This window comes from Xanthomonas maliensis (assembly GCF_009192945.1).
In the GTDB taxonomy this organism is placed as follows: Bacteria; Pseudomonadota; Gammaproteobacteria; order Xanthomonadales; family Xanthomonadaceae; genus Xanthomonas; species Xanthomonas maliensis.
This window is the reverse complement of the sequence record NZ_NSET01000006.1, coordinates 51,405-65,020: the sequence shown is the minus strand read 5'-3', so window position 1 is coordinate 65,020 and position 13,616 is coordinate 51,405. Positions and strand designations below refer to the sequence as shown.

Here is a 13,616-nt window from a genome sequence, read left to right as displayed (position 1 = left end):
TCCCGGCTTCAATCAATTTCTGAGCGGCTTGCCCGTCTTGAGCATGTGCCCGATCCGCGCTTGGGTCTTTTCCTGCTGGGCCAGCTCGACGAAGTGCTTGCGCTCCAGCTTCAGCAGCCACTCTTCATCGACCAGGGCGCCGCGATCGACCTCGCCACCACAGACCACCGTGGCAATGCGGCTGGCGATTTCGTAGTCGTATTCGCTGATGAAGCGACCTTCCAGCATGTTGACCAGCAGCATCTTGAAGGTGGCGATGCCGACGTCGCCGGCGACCTGGATGCGGCGCGCCGGCAGCGGCGCGCGGTAGCCGCCCTCTGCCAGTGCGCGCGCTTCGGCCTTGGCGATGTGCAGGCTCTCGTAGCTGTTGAACACCACCTTGTCGGTGGCGCGCAGCAGGCCCAGTTCCTTGGCATTGACGGCCGAGTTGGAGACCTTGGCCATTGCCACGGTCTCGAAGGTCTTCTTCAGCTCGGCGAACACATCGCCGCCCGGACCTGCGGCGATCGAGGCACGCACTGCGATTTCCTTCAGGCCACCACCGGCCGGCAGCAGGCCGACGCCGGCTTCGACCAGGCCGATGTAGCTCTCCAGCGAGGCCACTGTCTTGGTGCTGTGCATCTGGAATTCGCAGCCGCCGCCCAGCGCCAGGCCACGCACGGCCGAGATCACCGGCACCTGCGCGTACTTGATGCGCTGGCTGGTGGCCTGGAAGTTGGCGACCAGTGCCTCGAAGGCATCGACCTTGCCGGCCTGCAGCAGGCCGAGCGCACCGGCCAGATCGGCACCGGCCGAGAAGGGCTCCTTCTGCTGCCAGATCACCAGACCGGCAAAGTCCTTCTCGGCGCGGCCAACCACTTCCTGCAGGCCATTGAGCACGTGGTCGGACACGGTGTTCATCTTGGTCTTGAAGCTGACCACGGCGATGTCGTCGCCGTCGTGCCACATGCGCACGCCGTCGTTCTCGAACACTGTCTCGCCCGGCGAGAACTGCTCGCCCAGCAGCGGATCGGGGAAGCGCTGGCGCTTGTACACCGGCAGCGACGAGCGCGGCAGCTTGGCGTCGCGCGCCGGACTGTACGAGCCTTCGGCGCCATGCACGCCATCGCGACCGTCGAACACCCAGTTCGGCAGTGGTGCGCTGCTCATGCTCTTGCCGTTGGAGATGTCTTCGGCAATCCACTGCGCCACCTGCTTCCAGCCGGCCGCCTGCCAGGTCTCGAACGGGCCCAGCGACCAACCGTAGCCCCAGCGGATCGCCAGGTCGACGTCACGTGCGGTTTCAGCGATATCGGCCAGGTGGTAGGCGCTGTAGTGGAACAGGTCGCGGAAACTCGCCCACAGGAACTGCGCCTGCGGATGCTGGCTCTCGCGCAGCTTGGCGAACTTCTCGGCCGGATTCTTGATCTTGAGGATCTCGACCACTTCCGGCGCGGCGACGCGATCGGCCGGGCGATAGTCCTGTTTCTCCAGGTCGACCACCACGATGTCCTTGCCGACCTTGCGGAAGATGCCGGCGCCGACCTTCTGGCCCAACGCGCCCTTGGCGATCAGCGCCTCCAGCCACTTCGGCGAGGTGAAATACTGATGCCACGGGTCGTCCGGCAAGGTGTCGCCCATGGTCTTGATGACGTGCGCCATGGTGTCCAGGCCGACCACATCGGAGGTGCGATAGGTGGCCGACTTGGGCCGGCCAACCAGCGGGCCGGTCAGTGCATCGACTTCGTCGAAGCCCAGGCCGAATTCCTGCGTGTGGTGGATGGTGGACAGGATCGAGAACACGCCGATGCGGTTGCCGATGAAGTTCGGCGTGTCCTTGGCATATACCACGCCCTTGCCGAGCGTGGTGACCAGGAAGGCTTCCAGGCCTTCCAACACCGCCTTGTCGGTGGCCTTGGCCGGAATTAGCTCGGCCAAGTGCATGTAGCGTGGCGGGTTGAAGAAGTGCGCGCCGCAAAAGCGATGGCGCAGCTGTTCGGGCAGCACGTCGGACAGCTTGTTGATGCCCAGGCCGGAGGTGTTGGACGCCAGCACGGCATGATCGGCGACGAACGGGGCGATCTTCTTGTACAGGTCCTGCTTCCAGTCCATCCGCTCGGCGATCGCTTCGATGATCAGGTCGCAGTCGCGCAGTTGCTCCAGGCCGCTCTCATAGTTGGCCGGGGTGATCGCCTCGGCCAGTGCCTTGCTGGCGAGCGGGGCGGGGTTGAGCTTGCCCAGGTTGGCGATGGCCTTGAGCACGATGCCGTCGGCGGGACCTTCCTTGGCGGGAAGGTCGAACAACACGGTATCGACACCGGCATTGGTGAGGTGCGCGGCGATCTGCGCACCCATGACGCCGGCACCGAGCACGGCAGCACGACGGACAAGCAATGGATTGGTCATAGCGATGAGCCTTTGGTGGGAGCGACTACGGTGTGGAATGGGCACGGAACCCGGGTTCCGCGAATCGGATCAGTTCACGCGCGGCATGCGCGCGGTGGTCGGCCTCGCTGACGCCCGGCGGGCGCTTGATGAGGCCGAAATCGGCCATGGCATAGGTCAGTGCGCCGGCCAGGAAGTCCAGGCGCCAATACAGTTCTTCCTTGCTCAGTGCAGGCACGCAGGCGGCGATGGCCTTGCCGAACTCGCGCAGCACGTGGCCGTAGTGGTCGGACAGGAACTTGCGGAGGTTGTCGTTCTTCTCTGCGTAGGCGCGCGCAATGACGCGCACGAACGCACCGCCGCTCTGACGATCCTGCGCCATTGCAAGTGCCGGCTCGACGAACGCAGCCAGCACGGCCGTCAGTTCGCCAGGATGAGCACGCTTGGCCGCATCCAGTTGCGCCAGGCGTGCGGCGCTCATTTCATCCATGCGACGGCGAAACACTTCGTTGACCAGGTTTTCCTTGGAGCCGAAGTGGTAATTGACCGCGGCAATATTCACGTCGGCCTGAGTCGTGAGCTGGCGCAGCGACGTGCCCGCGAACCCATGCTGGGCGAACAGCTCCTCGGCCGCACTGAGGATGCGGTCCTTGGTGGAGAAGTGGGCAGGCTTGGGCATGCGCAGAGCGGGGCTCAATCAAACGATTGTTTGAGTCTACGCCGTCCCGCGACGAGGGGTCATGTGGCGTTGCAGCATCGATTCACGCCCTGGTAGGCAAGCGCCACGCGACCAGATAGAATTGACCATCGTAAAGAAGTCTAAGCCCGCGTTTTGACGCGGGTTTTTTTCATGCTAACCTTGGGCCTTCAGTGGCCCGCCCAACGGAGATCATCCCATGGCGCTGGAGCGCACCCTGTCCATCATCAAGCCCGATGCCGTCGCCAAGAACGTCATCGGCGAAATCTACAGCCGCTTCGAGAAGGCTGGCCTCAAGGTCGTGGCCGCCAAGTACAAGCAGCTGTCCCGCCGTGAGGCCGAAGGCTTCTACGCCGTGCATCGCGAGCGTCCGTTCTTCAACGCGCTGGTGGAGTTCATGATCTCCGGCCCGGTGATGATCCAGGCGCTGGAAGGCGAGAATGCGGTCGCCGCCCATCGCGACCTGCTGGGCGCCACCAATCCGAAAGACGCTGCGCCGGGCACCATCCGCGCCGACTTCGCCGATTCGATCGATGCCAATGCCGCCCACGGCTCGGACTCGGTCGAGAATGCCGCGATTGAGGTTGCCTACTTCTTCGCTGCCACCGAAGTGGTCTCGCGCTGAGGCCGAGAGGGTCGAATCGTGAATGAGGTCGTTATCCCCGCCGTTTTGCAGGATGTGCCCGGTCCGGCACCGGCGGCGCACAAGCAGAATTTGCTCGACCTCGATCGCGAGGGACTGGAGCGCTTCTTCGCCGAGACCCTCGGCGAAGCGCGTTACCGTGCCCATCAGGTGATGAAGTGGATCCACCACCGCTACGTCACCGACTTCGACCAGATGACCGACCTCGGCAAGGCGCTACGTGCCAAGCTGCACCAGCACGCCGAGGTCCTGGTTCCCAATGTTGTGTTCGACAAGCCTTCCGCCGACGGCACCCACAAGTGGCTGCTGGCGATGGGCGTCGATGGCAAGAATGCCATCGAGACCGTCTACATTCCCGACAAGACCCGCGGCACGTTGTGCGTGTCCTCGCAGGTCGGTTGTGGGTTGAACTGCACCTTCTGTTCGACAGCCACCCAGGGCTTCAATCGCAACCTCACCACCGCCGAAATCATCGGCCAGGTGTGGGTGGCTGCGCGCCATCTGGGTAACGTGCCGCATCAGCAGCGCCGTCTCACCAACGTGGTGATGATGGGGATGGGCGAGCCGTTGATGAATTTCGACAACGTCGTGCGTGCGATGAGCGTGATGCGCGACGACCTCGGCTATGGACTGGCCAACAAGCGGGTGACGCTGTCGACCTCTGGGCTGGTGCCTCAGATCGACCGACTCTCGGCCGAAAGCGATGTCTCGCTGGCGGTGTCGCTGCATGCACCCAACGACGACCTGCGCGAAACGCTGGTGCCGCTCAACAAGAAGTATCCGATCGTCGAACTGATGGCCGCGTGCGCACGCTACCTGCGTGCCAACAAGCGTCGCGATTCGGTGACCTTCGAATACACCTTGATGAAGGGTATCAACGACCAGCCCGAGCACGCGCGTCAACTGGCGCGGTTGATGCGTCAGTTCGACAATGCGGTGCAGGCCAAGGACTCGGGCAAGGTCAATCTGATTCCGTTCAATCCGTTCCCGGGTACGCGCTACGAGCGCTCCGGCGAAGCGGAGATTCGCGCGTTCCAGAAGATCCTGCTCGATGCGCAGGTGCTCACGATGGTGCGCCGCACCCGCGGCGACGACATCGATGCAGCCTGCGGCCAGCTCAAGGGCCAGGTCATGGATCGTACCCGTCGCCAGGCGGAATTCCGCCGCACATTGGAAGGGCAGGCCGGTCGAGATGCGGCAGCGTGATATCGCGATAGGCGCATTGGCGCTGGTGGTATTGGCGTCGAGCGGGTGCAGCAGTTGGCGTAACGCCAAAGCGGGCACCGTCAGCAGCGTGGAAGAGACTGCACCGTCCTATAACTTCCGCGACAGCAGTGCGACCAAAAGTCGGCTAGCGGTGCAGGAGAAGCTGGGATTGGCCAGCAACCGCTTGAGCACCGGCGACCTGCCTGCGGCGGAAGAGCAGGTCCGCGCAGCGCTGAAGAAAGATCCGCGCTCGGTCGATGCCTTCGTGCTGCTCGCGGTGATCCAGGGCGCCCGGGGTGATACGGCCGCTGCCGGGGAAAGCTATCGCCGGGCTACCGAGTTGGCGCCGCAGCGTGGCGATGTGCTCAATAACTATGGTGCCTGGCTGTGTGCCAACGGCTCACCCGCCGAGTCGCTCACGTGGTTCGATCGGGCACTGGCCGATCGGACCTATGCGTCGCCGGCATCTGCGCTGGGTAATGCGGGCGGTTGCGCATTGAAGGTTGGCCAGCAGCAACGCGCGGCCAACGACCTGCAGAAGGCATTGGAGCTGGATCCAAACAACGCCTATGCATTGGAGTCGATGGCGCGGCTGCAGGCGGACAAGCGCAATTTCTTCGAGGCACGTGCCTTCATCGAGCGCCGCTTGGCGGCTGCACCGGCGACGGCATCCGTGTTACAAATCGCTATTCGAATCGAGCAAGGGCTAGGCGACAAGGCAGCTGCCAGCCGTTATCAACAGCGGTTGGTCAAGGAGTTTCCTGACGCAGCGACCGCTACTCCTGGGGCCAATGCATTGTGATCAGCGATTCCAATCCGAACCCTTTCGCACAGGAAAAGGGCTGCGGACAGCACTTGCGCGAGGCGCGCGAGGCGGCAGGACTGAGCGTGGACGAGGTTGCCGGCAAGCTGCGTATGCCGACCCATGTGGTGCGGGCGCTGGAGCAGGAAGAGTGGCAGCGCCTGGGCGCGCCGGTCTTCGTGCGCGGCCAGTTGCGCAGTTATGCCCGCTTGCTGCAGGTGGACCTGGAGCCGCTGCTGCAGCAGGCCACCATCGCGCCGGTCGAACCAGTCAAGCTGGTCAGCCATACCCACACCCCGCGCGCGCGCCGGGTGCTGGAAAGTACCGCTCGCAAGGCGATGTACGTGGTCATCACCGGCGTCTTCGCTGTCCCGGTCTGGTATGCCACACGCTCGCATCTGGATGGCGGAGCGCCTAGCCGCGAGTCGCTGGACAATATGCCGGTGGCCAGTGCCCCCGCCGCCAACCCGCCTGGTGGCGAGCCCGCGGCCACGCCGCGCGAGCAAACCACGCCCTATATTGCGTCGATGGCGCCGGTGCCGCGCACGCCCGCTCCCGAGACTGCTACCCCGGCAGCACCGGCCGGCATCGGCAGTGGTGCGTTGTCGTTGACCTTCAACGGCGACAGCTGGGTCGAAATCCTGGCGCCGGACGGCAGTACGGTGGAGACGGCGATGGTGCGGGCCGGCCAACAGCGCAGCTATGCGCCCGGGCAGGTAGGCCGCGTCAAGCTGGGCAATGCGTCGGCGGTGCAGGTTCAGCAAGGCGGCAGTATCGTCGACGTGAAACCGTTCCAGCGCGCTAACGTGGCGCGTTTTGCGGTATCCTCCGACGGCTCCGTGGTGCCTGCTTCCGAGTGAAGCGGACTGCGGTTTTTCATTTTTCCCTATTGATGTTCCGCGGCTGTTAGGTGGCGGAGCGAGAGTACGCATGGCGATCGACGATCTGCTCGACGAACACGAACAAGGCGAACGCGTTCGTTCCTGGTTGAGAAAGAATGGCGCGGGGCTGGTAGGCGGTGTGGTCGTGGGCCTGGGGCTGATTCTGGGCTGGCAGTGGTGGCAGGCGCGCAACGTGAACGCACTCGCGGATGCCAATGCTCGCTACGAGACCGTGGTCAAGGCCATCCAGGCCAAGGATCTGGACAAGGCGGCCAAGGACATTGCGGCATTGGGCGATGGCAAGGCCGGTATCTACGCCGAGCTGGCCGCGCTGCGCCTGGCCAAGGCCCAGGTGGACGCCGGCAAGAACGACGATGCCATCAAGACCCTGCGGCAGGTGCCGGGTAACGGTGAGTTGCAGCCGATCGTCAAGCAGCGGTTGGCCCGGGTCCTGACCGAGAGCGGCAAGCCGGCCGAGGCAATTACCTTGTTGTCCGACGCGCAGGATAGCGCCAGCCTGGAAATTCGGGCCGATGCGCTGCTCGCACAGGGCAAGCCGGCCGAAGCACGCACGCTCTATACCCAGGCGCTGACCACGTTGGACGTGGCCTCGCCGCAGCGTCGCCTGCTGGAAACCAAGCTGATGGATGTGGGCGGCACGGTGCCCAATCCGGCGGAGCAGATTTGATGAAGCAGGTCACCATGTACAAGCGTGTCGCATTGATTGCCCTGGTCGGTTTTTCGTTGGCCGGTTGCAGTACGGTCAAGGGCTGGTTCGCCGGCAAGGATGCAGAGGCAAAGAAGGCGCAGGAGCCTGCCGAGTTGGTGGATTTCACGCCTTCGGTCAAGGTCGACAAGCTGTGGTCCACCGGCGTGGGCAAGGGCGAGCGTCGGATCGGTGTGCGTCAGCGCCCGGTCGTGGCCGATGGCAAGGTCTATGCCGCTGCGATCACCGGTGGCGTGCAGGCGCTAGATCTGCAGACCGGCAAGCGCGTGTGGGAATACGAGCCCAAGAAGGAAGAGCGTAACGATCGCAAGTTCAAGCAGCGGTTGTCCGGTGGCCCGGGCGTCGGCGACGGGCTGGTGGTGATCGGCACGCTGTCGGGCGACGTGATCGCGTTGAATCAGGCCGATGGCGTGGAGAAGTGGCGCGCCAAGGTGCCCAACGAGGTGATCACTGCACCGGCCGTCACGCAAGGCCTGGTGCTGGTGCGCAGCAACGATGGCCGCCTGACCGCCTTCGATGCGACCAGCGGTGAGCGCCGTTGGTTCCATTCCGAGGAAGGCCCGACCCTGACCGTTCGCGGCAATGCACCGGTGATCGCCGGTCCGGGCGTGGTGTTCGTCGGCAACGATAGCGGTACCCTGTCGGCGCTGGCGCTGCAGGATGGTCGTCCGTTGTGGGAGCAGGCGATCGGCGTGCCGGAAGGACGCACCGAACTGGAGCGCATGGCCGACGTCGATGGCGCGCCGGTGCTCGAAGGCACCACGTTGTACGCCACCAGCTTCAAGAACGAGACGCTGGCCCTGGAAGGTCCGAGCGGCCGTCCGCTGTGGAGCCGCGACCATGGCGGCCCCGGTGGCCCGGGCGTGTCGTCCGGCAATGTGGTCGTGGCCGACAACGCCGGCACCGTCTGGGGCCTGGACAAGGCCAGCGGTGCGGCCATGTGGTCGCAAGCCGCGCTGGCGCGGCGCTCCCTCACCGGTGTGGCCATCCAGGGCGACTACGCCGTGGTGGGTGATTACAAGGGCTACGTGCACTGGCTCAAGTTGAGCGACGGTGCATTGGCTGCGCGCGCGCGCGCCGGACGCGACACCTTGCTGGCGCAGCCAGTCGTCGCCGATGGCATCCTGCTGGTACAGAATACCGACGGCGATATCACCGCCTTCCGGTTGGCACAATAAGGACCTCGCGATGCTGCCCTTGGTCGCCCTGGTTGGACGGCCGAATGTCGGCAAGTCGACCCTCTTTAATGCGCTGACGCGCACCCGTGACGCGCTGGTCCACGACCAGCCCGGCGTCACTCGCGACCGCAACTACGGCGTGTGCCGGCTGGACGCGGCGCAGCCATTCATTGTCGTGGACACCGGCGGTATCGCCGGCGACGAGGAAGGACTGGCCGGTGCCACCGCGCGTCAGGCGCGTGCGGCGGCGGGCGAGGCCGATCTGGTGCTGTTCGTGGTCGATGGTCGTGAAGGCGCCTCTGCGCTCGACGACGAGATCCTGGCCTGGTTGCGCAAGCTCGCGCGTCCCACCGTGCTGGTGATCAACAAGATCGATGGCACCGACGAAGAGTCGGTGCGCTCGGACTTCGCCCGCTACGGATTCGCCGACGTGGTGACGCTGTCGGCCGCGCACCGGCATGGCATCGACGATCTGCTGGAGGAAGTCGGCGCGCGCCTGCCCGAAGAAGGCTCCGGCGAGCTGCTCGACGAGGATCCGGCACGGGTGCGGATCGCTTTCGTCGGCCGGCCCAATGTCGGCAAGTCGACGCTGGTCAATCGCCTGCTGGGCGAGGAGCGGATGATCGCCTCCGAGGTGCCCGGCACGACCCGCGACTCGATCGCGGTGGATCTGGAGCGCGATGGCCGCCAGTACCGGCTGATCGACACCGCCGGCCTGCGCCGCAAGGGCAGGGTGGAAGAAGCGGTGGAGAAGTTCAGCGCTTTCAAGACACTGCAGGCCATCGAGCAATGTCAGGTGGCTGTGCTGATGCTCGATGCCGGCGAAGGCGTCACCGATCAGGATGCCACCGTGCTGGGTGCGATCCTCGATGCCGGCCGTGCGCTGGTGGTGGCGATCAACAAGTGGGACGGCCAGAGCGACTATCAACGTGCTCAGGCCGAGGACCTGCTGTCGCGCAAGCTGGGTTTCGTCAACTGGGCCGAGGCGGTGCGGATCTCCGCCAAGCATGGTTCGGGCATGCGCGAGCTGTTCCAGGCGATCCATCGCGCACATGCGTCGGCAATTCGCGAGTTCAGCACCAGCGAGGTCAACCAGGCGCTGGAAATCGCCTACGAGACCAATCCGCCGCCCAGTATCCGCGGCCACGTCTCCAAGTTGCGCTATGTGCATCCGGGAGGCAGCAATCCGCCCACCTTCATCGTGCACGGGACTCGCCTGAAGGTGCTGCCGGAATCCTACAAGCGCTATCTGGAGAATTTCTTCCGCAAGCGCTTCAAGTTGGTCGGCACGCCGGTGCGTTTCCTGTTCCGTGAGGGCGCCAACCCCTACGAGGGCAAGAAGAATCCGCTCACCGAGCGGCAGATCGCCCGCAAGCGGCGGCTGATGCGGCACGTCAAGGGCAAATGAGTTCGCTGGCCGCGCTGGTATCCTGCGCGGCATGAGCGACTATCCCTCCCGTATTCCCTACGCGCATGCGCTGGAAATTCTGCATGCGGTCGCGGCCAGCGCGCGCCTGCCGGACGAAACCATCGCCACCGCGCGCGCCGATGGCCGCATCAATGCGGCCGATCTGCTGGCACCGATGGCGCTGCCCCCGTTCGCCAACAGCGCCATGGACGGTTTTGCCGTGCGCCATGCCGACGTCCAGCAGCTCCACGCACGGCTGGAGCTGATCGGCGAGCAGTTCGCCGGCCAGCGCTGGGACGGTACCGTGCACCCCGGCCAATGCCTGCGCGTCACCACCGGTGCACCGTTGCCTGACGGTGCGGACACCGTGGTGCCCAAGGAAGAGGCCGACCTGGATGGCACGCATGTCCGCATCCGTACCACGCCATCGCGCGGCGCAGCAGTGCGCGCCGCCGGCGGCGATGTGCGTGCCGGCGAGTTGGTGATCCAGGCCGGTCAGGTGCTGACCCCGGCACGGATCGGCCTGGCGGCGGCATTGGGTATCTCACGCCTGACGGTGGCGCCGCGGCCCACCATCGCGGTGCTGGCGACCGGTGACGAACTGATCGAGCCGGGCATGCCATTGGGACCGGGTCAGATCTACAACAGCAACCGCGACATGCTGATGGCGCAGTTGCGTGCGCTGGGCTACGCACCGACCGCGTGGCCGACGCTGCCGGACGATCCGCAGCGCATCGCCGGCATGCTGCAGGATGTGGCCGCCGGTTTCGATGTGGTGATCACCTGCGGTGGCGTCTCGGCCGGAGAAAAGGACCATCTGCCGCGCCTGATCGAGCAATTGGGGCGGATCCATTTCTGGCGAGTGCGCATGCGTCCGGGCATGCCGGCAGTGCTGGGGCAGATCGGTCGCTGCGTGGTACTGGGGTTGCCCGGCAACCCGGTCTCGGTGCTGGCGACGTTGATTGCCTATGGCGTGCCCTTGCTCGATGCGATGCAGGGCCGCAGCGAGCCGCGACCGGTCTGGCATGCCGCGTTGGCGACTCCCTGGGACAAGCGCCACGAGCGGTTGGAATTTCTGCGCGGCCGCTTGCTGAGTGGCGAGGACGGACGCCTGCTGGCGCTGCCGCATGCCGGCGATGCCTCGCATCTGCTGCGTGGTGCCGCCGACAGCAGCGCCTTGATCGTGTTGCCCGAGCCGGCCCGTCGCTACCAGGCCGGCGAGGTGGTGCGCGTCATTCCTTACGCGCTGTGATCAGCGCGTGGTCGGATCGGCGATGCGGCAGACCTCGGCCATGTCCACCAACGCGGCGCCGTTGGCACCGGGAGCGCAGCTGGGGCACTGCGGGTCCACCGGTAGGCGAATGTCGCGGAATCGCATCGCCAGCGCATCGAAGCTGAGCAGCCGGCCGGCCAGGCTGTCGCCGATGTCCAGCAGCAGCTTGACTGCTTCGGTCGCCTGCAACAGCCCGATCACTCCCGGCAGCACGCCCAGGACGCCGGCGTCGGCGCAGTTGGGCGCGAACTCCGGCGGTGGCGGCTCGGGAAACAGGCAGCGATAGCACGGCGCCTGGCCACGTCGGCGGCCGGCGTCGAACACGCTCAACTGACCTTCGAACTGCTGCACGGCGCCATACACCAGCGGCTTGCCCAGTTGCACGCAGGCGTCGTTGAGCAGGTAGCGCGCAGCGAAATTATCGGCGCCGTCGACCACCACATCGACGTCCTGCAGCAGCGCCTGCACGTTGGCGGCAGTCACGCGCGCCTGCACGGACTCGACTTGAACGCGGGGATTGAGCGCACCCAACCGCTGACTGGCCGACTGGACCTTGGCGTGGCCGATGCTGTCTTCGGTATGCAGGATCTGTCGCTGCAGGTTGCTGCGGTCGACCACGTCGTCGTCGGCCAGGCGCAGATGGCCGACGCCTGCGGCGGCCAGGTAGAACGCCGCCGGCGAGCCCAGGCCGCCGGCGCCGACCAGCAGCACGCGCGCCTGTTCCAGGCGGCGTTGTCCCTCGATGCCGACCTGCGGCAAGCGCAGATGCCGCGCGTAGCGCTCAAAGAAATCCTGCTCGTCGGCTGGCAGCTGGGGGCGGACCAATGGCAGCGCCGCCCGTTCCCAGGCAGTGGTGCCACCCTGCACGGAATAGACCTGCGAATAGCCCCGCGTACGCAACTGCGCGGCGGTGCGCGCCGAACGCGCGCCGCTCTGGCAGATCAGCAGGATCTCCTGCGAAGGATCAGGCAGGTGCAGGGCCGGCATCGCTTCCAGGTCGGCCTGCGCCACCGCGCGTGCGCCTTCGGCCTGGCCGCTCACGCGTTCATGCAGATGACGGATGTCGATCAACAGGGCACCACGCAGTGCGCGTGCGTGGGCCTGGTCGGGCGTGAGGTCGTTGCTGCTCATGGACGTATTGTCGCGCAAAACCGTCGGTGTGCCGTCGTTGGTGCGTGCCACGATCAGCTGCGGTCTGCAGGGGCGCACGCGCGGTCGGGCATTCGCCCAGCGCTGCCCCCATCACCCGCAGTGCCGTCCAGAGCCGAGTCCAACGATGGCGATCATGCCGTGCGACGGGCGTGGGCCAGGGATGGCCTATGCATCGGGCTCACCGCTGACGAACTACCGTGCAGACGAAGAAGGAGAACGCCATGAACCCTGAACTCGACGCCGAATTGAATCAGCTCGCTGCCGACCTGCCGGAACTGCGTCGGCAGCACCCGGACGACTTTTGGGACGTCTTCCATGCACGCACCGATGCCATCACCGCGCGCGCCTCGCAGGACGAGGCCGTGCACGTGGCGCGCAGGATCGACGATCTGCTGGCCGCGCATCAACTCGGTCCAGCCGATCCGGGTGCCTGAGAAAGCGGCGGTACTACGGGGGTTGCAGCCTGCCAGTGGTCAACAACGATCCCATGAATGCGGCAGCGGCTGATTCTGCATAGGTTTCTGGCTCAACAGGACTTGCATTCAGTCGATGTGAGCGTAGCGGGCTGCGGCCGTGGCGGCTTTCGCTGCACGTGAACATCGACGCGACGGCTGGATGACGCCGGGCGCCTCAGCATTTGGTCACCACCATCCGCACGAGGACTGGCCATGATCCGCTTCCGTCATCTAATGATCGCATCGACGCTTTGCATGGGAGGCATGGCAGCCGCTACGGCCGCCGCCGGCCAGCAATCGACCAGCGACGTCGCCAAAGCCGGAGTCGACGGCGCAACGAACGCGACCAGCAAAGAAGAGCGTGCCGCGTTGGGGGTGTTGAGCGCCATCAATACCAGTGAGATCAACGCCGCCAATCTGATGTTGCAGTCGCAGCCCAGCAGTGCGGTGCGCGACTACGCTGCACGCATGGTCAAGGAGCACACCGCGAACAATCAGGCGGTAGCGCGCTGGTCGCCCGATACCTCGGCGGCAGACGCGAGGGCGCAGATGGCCAAGGGCAAGGCCGAACTGCAAGCTCTGCAGCAGGCCCAGGGAACGCAGCGCGAGATGGCTTATGTCAAGGCGATGGTCAAGGATCACGGGGAGGCGTTGCAGACACTGGATCAGAAGTTGATCCCGGCAGCAAAGACGCCGCAGGTCGCTCAGCACCTGACGACGACCCGCCACCACGTGGCCGACCATCTCGCCGCGGCTGAGGCTTTGCAGCAAGCAGCTGGGCGGAGCGGGGCGCGCTGACCGCAGCGCATAGTGCCGCGCCAGGGCCATCA

The 13,616-nt window shown here is 65.5% G+C and carries 13 protein-coding genes; 10 read left to right on the top strand and 3 right to left on the bottom strand.

Annotated features, from left to right (window positions below; all coding sequences use genetic code 11):
* Positions 1 to 12: 12 nt before the first annotated feature.
* Together CKY51_RS02060 and CKY51_RS02055 are read right to left on the bottom strand one after the other, a co-directional pair.
* Positions 13 to 2,385, bottom strand: coding sequence for a 3-hydroxyacyl-CoA dehydrogenase/enoyl-CoA hydratase family protein (locus CKY51_RS02060; protein WP_022973084.1), 2,373 nt, complete (start codon positions 2,383 to 2,385; stop codon positions 13 to 15).
* A 25-nt stretch (positions 2,386 to 2,410) separates the two neighbouring features.
* Complete coding sequence (locus CKY51_RS02055; protein WP_022973083.1) at positions 2,411 to 3,043, bottom strand: TetR/AcrR family transcriptional regulator; 633 nt, start codon at positions 3,041 to 3,043, stop codon at positions 2,411 to 2,413.
* Between the two features lie 217 nt (positions 3,044 to 3,260).
* On the opposite strand from CKY51_RS02055, the gene ndk reads away from it, so the two are divergent.
* The 8 genes from ndk (at position 3,261) to CKY51_RS02015 (ending at position 11,158) form a co-directional block, all read left to right on the top strand.
* Positions 3,261 to 3,686, top strand: coding sequence for a nucleoside-diphosphate kinase (ndk, locus tag CKY51_RS02050; RefSeq protein ID WP_022973082.1), 426 nt, complete (start codon positions 3,261 to 3,263; stop codon positions 3,684 to 3,686).
* Between the two features lie 18 nt (positions 3,687 to 3,704).
* A complete protein-coding gene (gene rlmN, locus CKY51_RS02045; RefSeq protein ID WP_152248801.1) occupies positions 3,705 to 4,910 on the top strand; it encodes a dual-specificity RNA methyltransferase RlmN in 1,206 nt (401 codons plus the stop codon).
* Positions 4,897 to 5,712 carry a type IV pilus biogenesis/stability protein PilW gene (gene pilW / locus CKY51_RS02040; RefSeq protein ID WP_022973080.1) on the top strand — a complete coding sequence of 272 codons (816 nt, stop codon included), beginning with the start codon at positions 4,897 to 4,899 and terminating at the stop codon, positions 5,710 to 5,712. The genes rlmN and pilW overlap by 14 nt, the downstream gene beginning before the upstream one ends.
* On the top strand, positions 5,709 to 6,572 hold the full coding sequence (locus CKY51_RS02035) for a RodZ domain-containing protein (protein ID WP_022973079.1): 864 nt from the start codon (positions 5,709 to 5,711) through the stop codon (positions 6,570 to 6,572). Before pilW ends, CKY51_RS02035 begins: the two co-directional genes overlap by 4 nt.
* 70 nt (positions 6,573 to 6,642) lie before the next feature.
* Positions 6,643 to 7,281, top strand: coding sequence for a YfgM family protein (locus tag CKY51_RS02030; RefSeq protein WP_022973078.1), 639 nt, complete (start codon positions 6,643 to 6,645; stop codon positions 7,279 to 7,281).
* Entirely contained in the window at positions 7,281 to 8,498 is a 1,218-nt protein-coding gene (bamB, locus tag CKY51_RS02025) for an outer membrane protein assembly factor BamB (RefSeq protein WP_031340155.1), read from the top strand. The genes CKY51_RS02030 and bamB overlap by 1 nt, the downstream gene beginning before the upstream one ends.
* 10 nt (positions 8,499 to 8,508) lie before the next feature.
* On the top strand, positions 8,509 to 9,906 hold the full coding sequence (gene der, locus CKY51_RS02020) for a ribosome biogenesis GTPase Der (protein WP_022973076.1): 1,398 nt from the start codon (positions 8,509 to 8,511) through the stop codon (positions 9,904 to 9,906).
* Between the two features lie 31 nt (positions 9,907 to 9,937).
* Positions 9,938 to 11,158 (top strand): molybdopterin molybdotransferase MoeA, encoded by a 1,221-nt coding sequence (locus CKY51_RS02015; RefSeq protein WP_022973075.1) that lies wholly within the window; start codon positions 9,938 to 9,940, stop codon positions 11,156 to 11,158.
* Here the strand turns inward: CKY51_RS02015 and moeB are convergent, their stop codons facing one another.
* Positions 11,159 to 12,310 carry a molybdopterin-synthase adenylyltransferase MoeB gene (moeB, locus tag CKY51_RS02010; RefSeq protein WP_081641417.1) on the bottom strand — a complete coding sequence of 384 codons (1,152 nt, stop codon included), beginning with the start codon at positions 12,308 to 12,310 and terminating at the stop codon, positions 11,159 to 11,161.
* Between the two features lie 242 nt (positions 12,311 to 12,552).
* On the opposite strand from moeB, the gene CKY51_RS02005 reads away from it, so the two are divergent.
* Together CKY51_RS02005 and CKY51_RS02000 are read left to right on the top strand one after the other, a co-directional pair.
* Positions 12,553 to 12,765 carry a hypothetical protein gene (locus tag CKY51_RS02005; protein ID WP_031340153.1) on the top strand — a complete coding sequence of 71 codons (213 nt, stop codon included), beginning with the start codon at positions 12,553 to 12,555 and terminating at the stop codon, positions 12,763 to 12,765.
* 234 nt (positions 12,766 to 12,999) lie between these two features.
* Positions 13,000 to 13,584 carry a DUF4142 domain-containing protein gene (locus CKY51_RS02000; RefSeq protein WP_031340152.1) on the top strand — a complete coding sequence of 195 codons (585 nt, stop codon included), beginning with the start codon at positions 13,000 to 13,002 and terminating at the stop codon, positions 13,582 to 13,584.
* The last annotated feature ends 32 nt before the right edge of the window (positions 13,585 to 13,616 follow it).

Excerpts from the sequence above, each read along its gene's own strand:
- CKY51_RS02060 (WP_022973084.1), bottom strand. The coding sequence starts at position 2,385 with ATGACCAATCCATTGCTTGTCCGTCGTGCTGCCGTGCTCGGTGCCGGC.
- CKY51_RS02055 (WP_022973083.1), bottom strand. The coding sequence starts at position 3,043 with ATGCCCAAGCCTGCCCACTTCTCCACCAAGGACCGCATCCTCAGTGCG.
- ndk (WP_022973082.1), top strand. The coding sequence starts at position 3,261 with ATGGCGCTGGAGCGCACCCTGTCCATCATCAAGCCCGATGCCGTCGCC.
- pilW (WP_022973080.1), top strand. The coding sequence starts at position 4,897 with ATGCGGCAGCGTGATATCGCGATAGGCGCATTGGCGCTGGTGGTATTG.
- CKY51_RS02030 (WP_022973078.1), top strand. The coding sequence starts at position 6,643 with ATGGCGATCGACGATCTGCTCGACGAACACGAACAAGGCGAACGCGTT.
- bamB (WP_031340155.1), top strand. The coding sequence starts at position 7,281 with ATGAAGCAGGTCACCATGTACAAGCGTGTCGCATTGATTGCCCTGGTC.
- der (WP_022973076.1), top strand. The coding sequence starts at position 8,509 with ATGCTGCCCTTGGTCGCCCTGGTTGGACGGCCGAATGTCGGCAAGTCG.
- CKY51_RS02015 (WP_022973075.1), top strand. The coding sequence starts at position 9,938 with ATGAGCGACTATCCCTCCCGTATTCCCTACGCGCATGCGCTGGAAATT.
- moeB (WP_081641417.1), bottom strand. The coding sequence starts at position 12,310 with ATGAGCAGCAACGACCTCACGCCCGACCAGGCCCACGCACGCGCACTG.
- CKY51_RS02005 (WP_031340153.1), top strand. The coding sequence starts at position 12,553 with ATGAACCCTGAACTCGACGCCGAATTGAATCAGCTCGCTGCCGACCTG.
- CKY51_RS02000 (WP_031340152.1), top strand. The coding sequence starts at position 13,000 with ATGATCCGCTTCCGTCATCTAATGATCGCATCGACGCTTTGCATGGGA.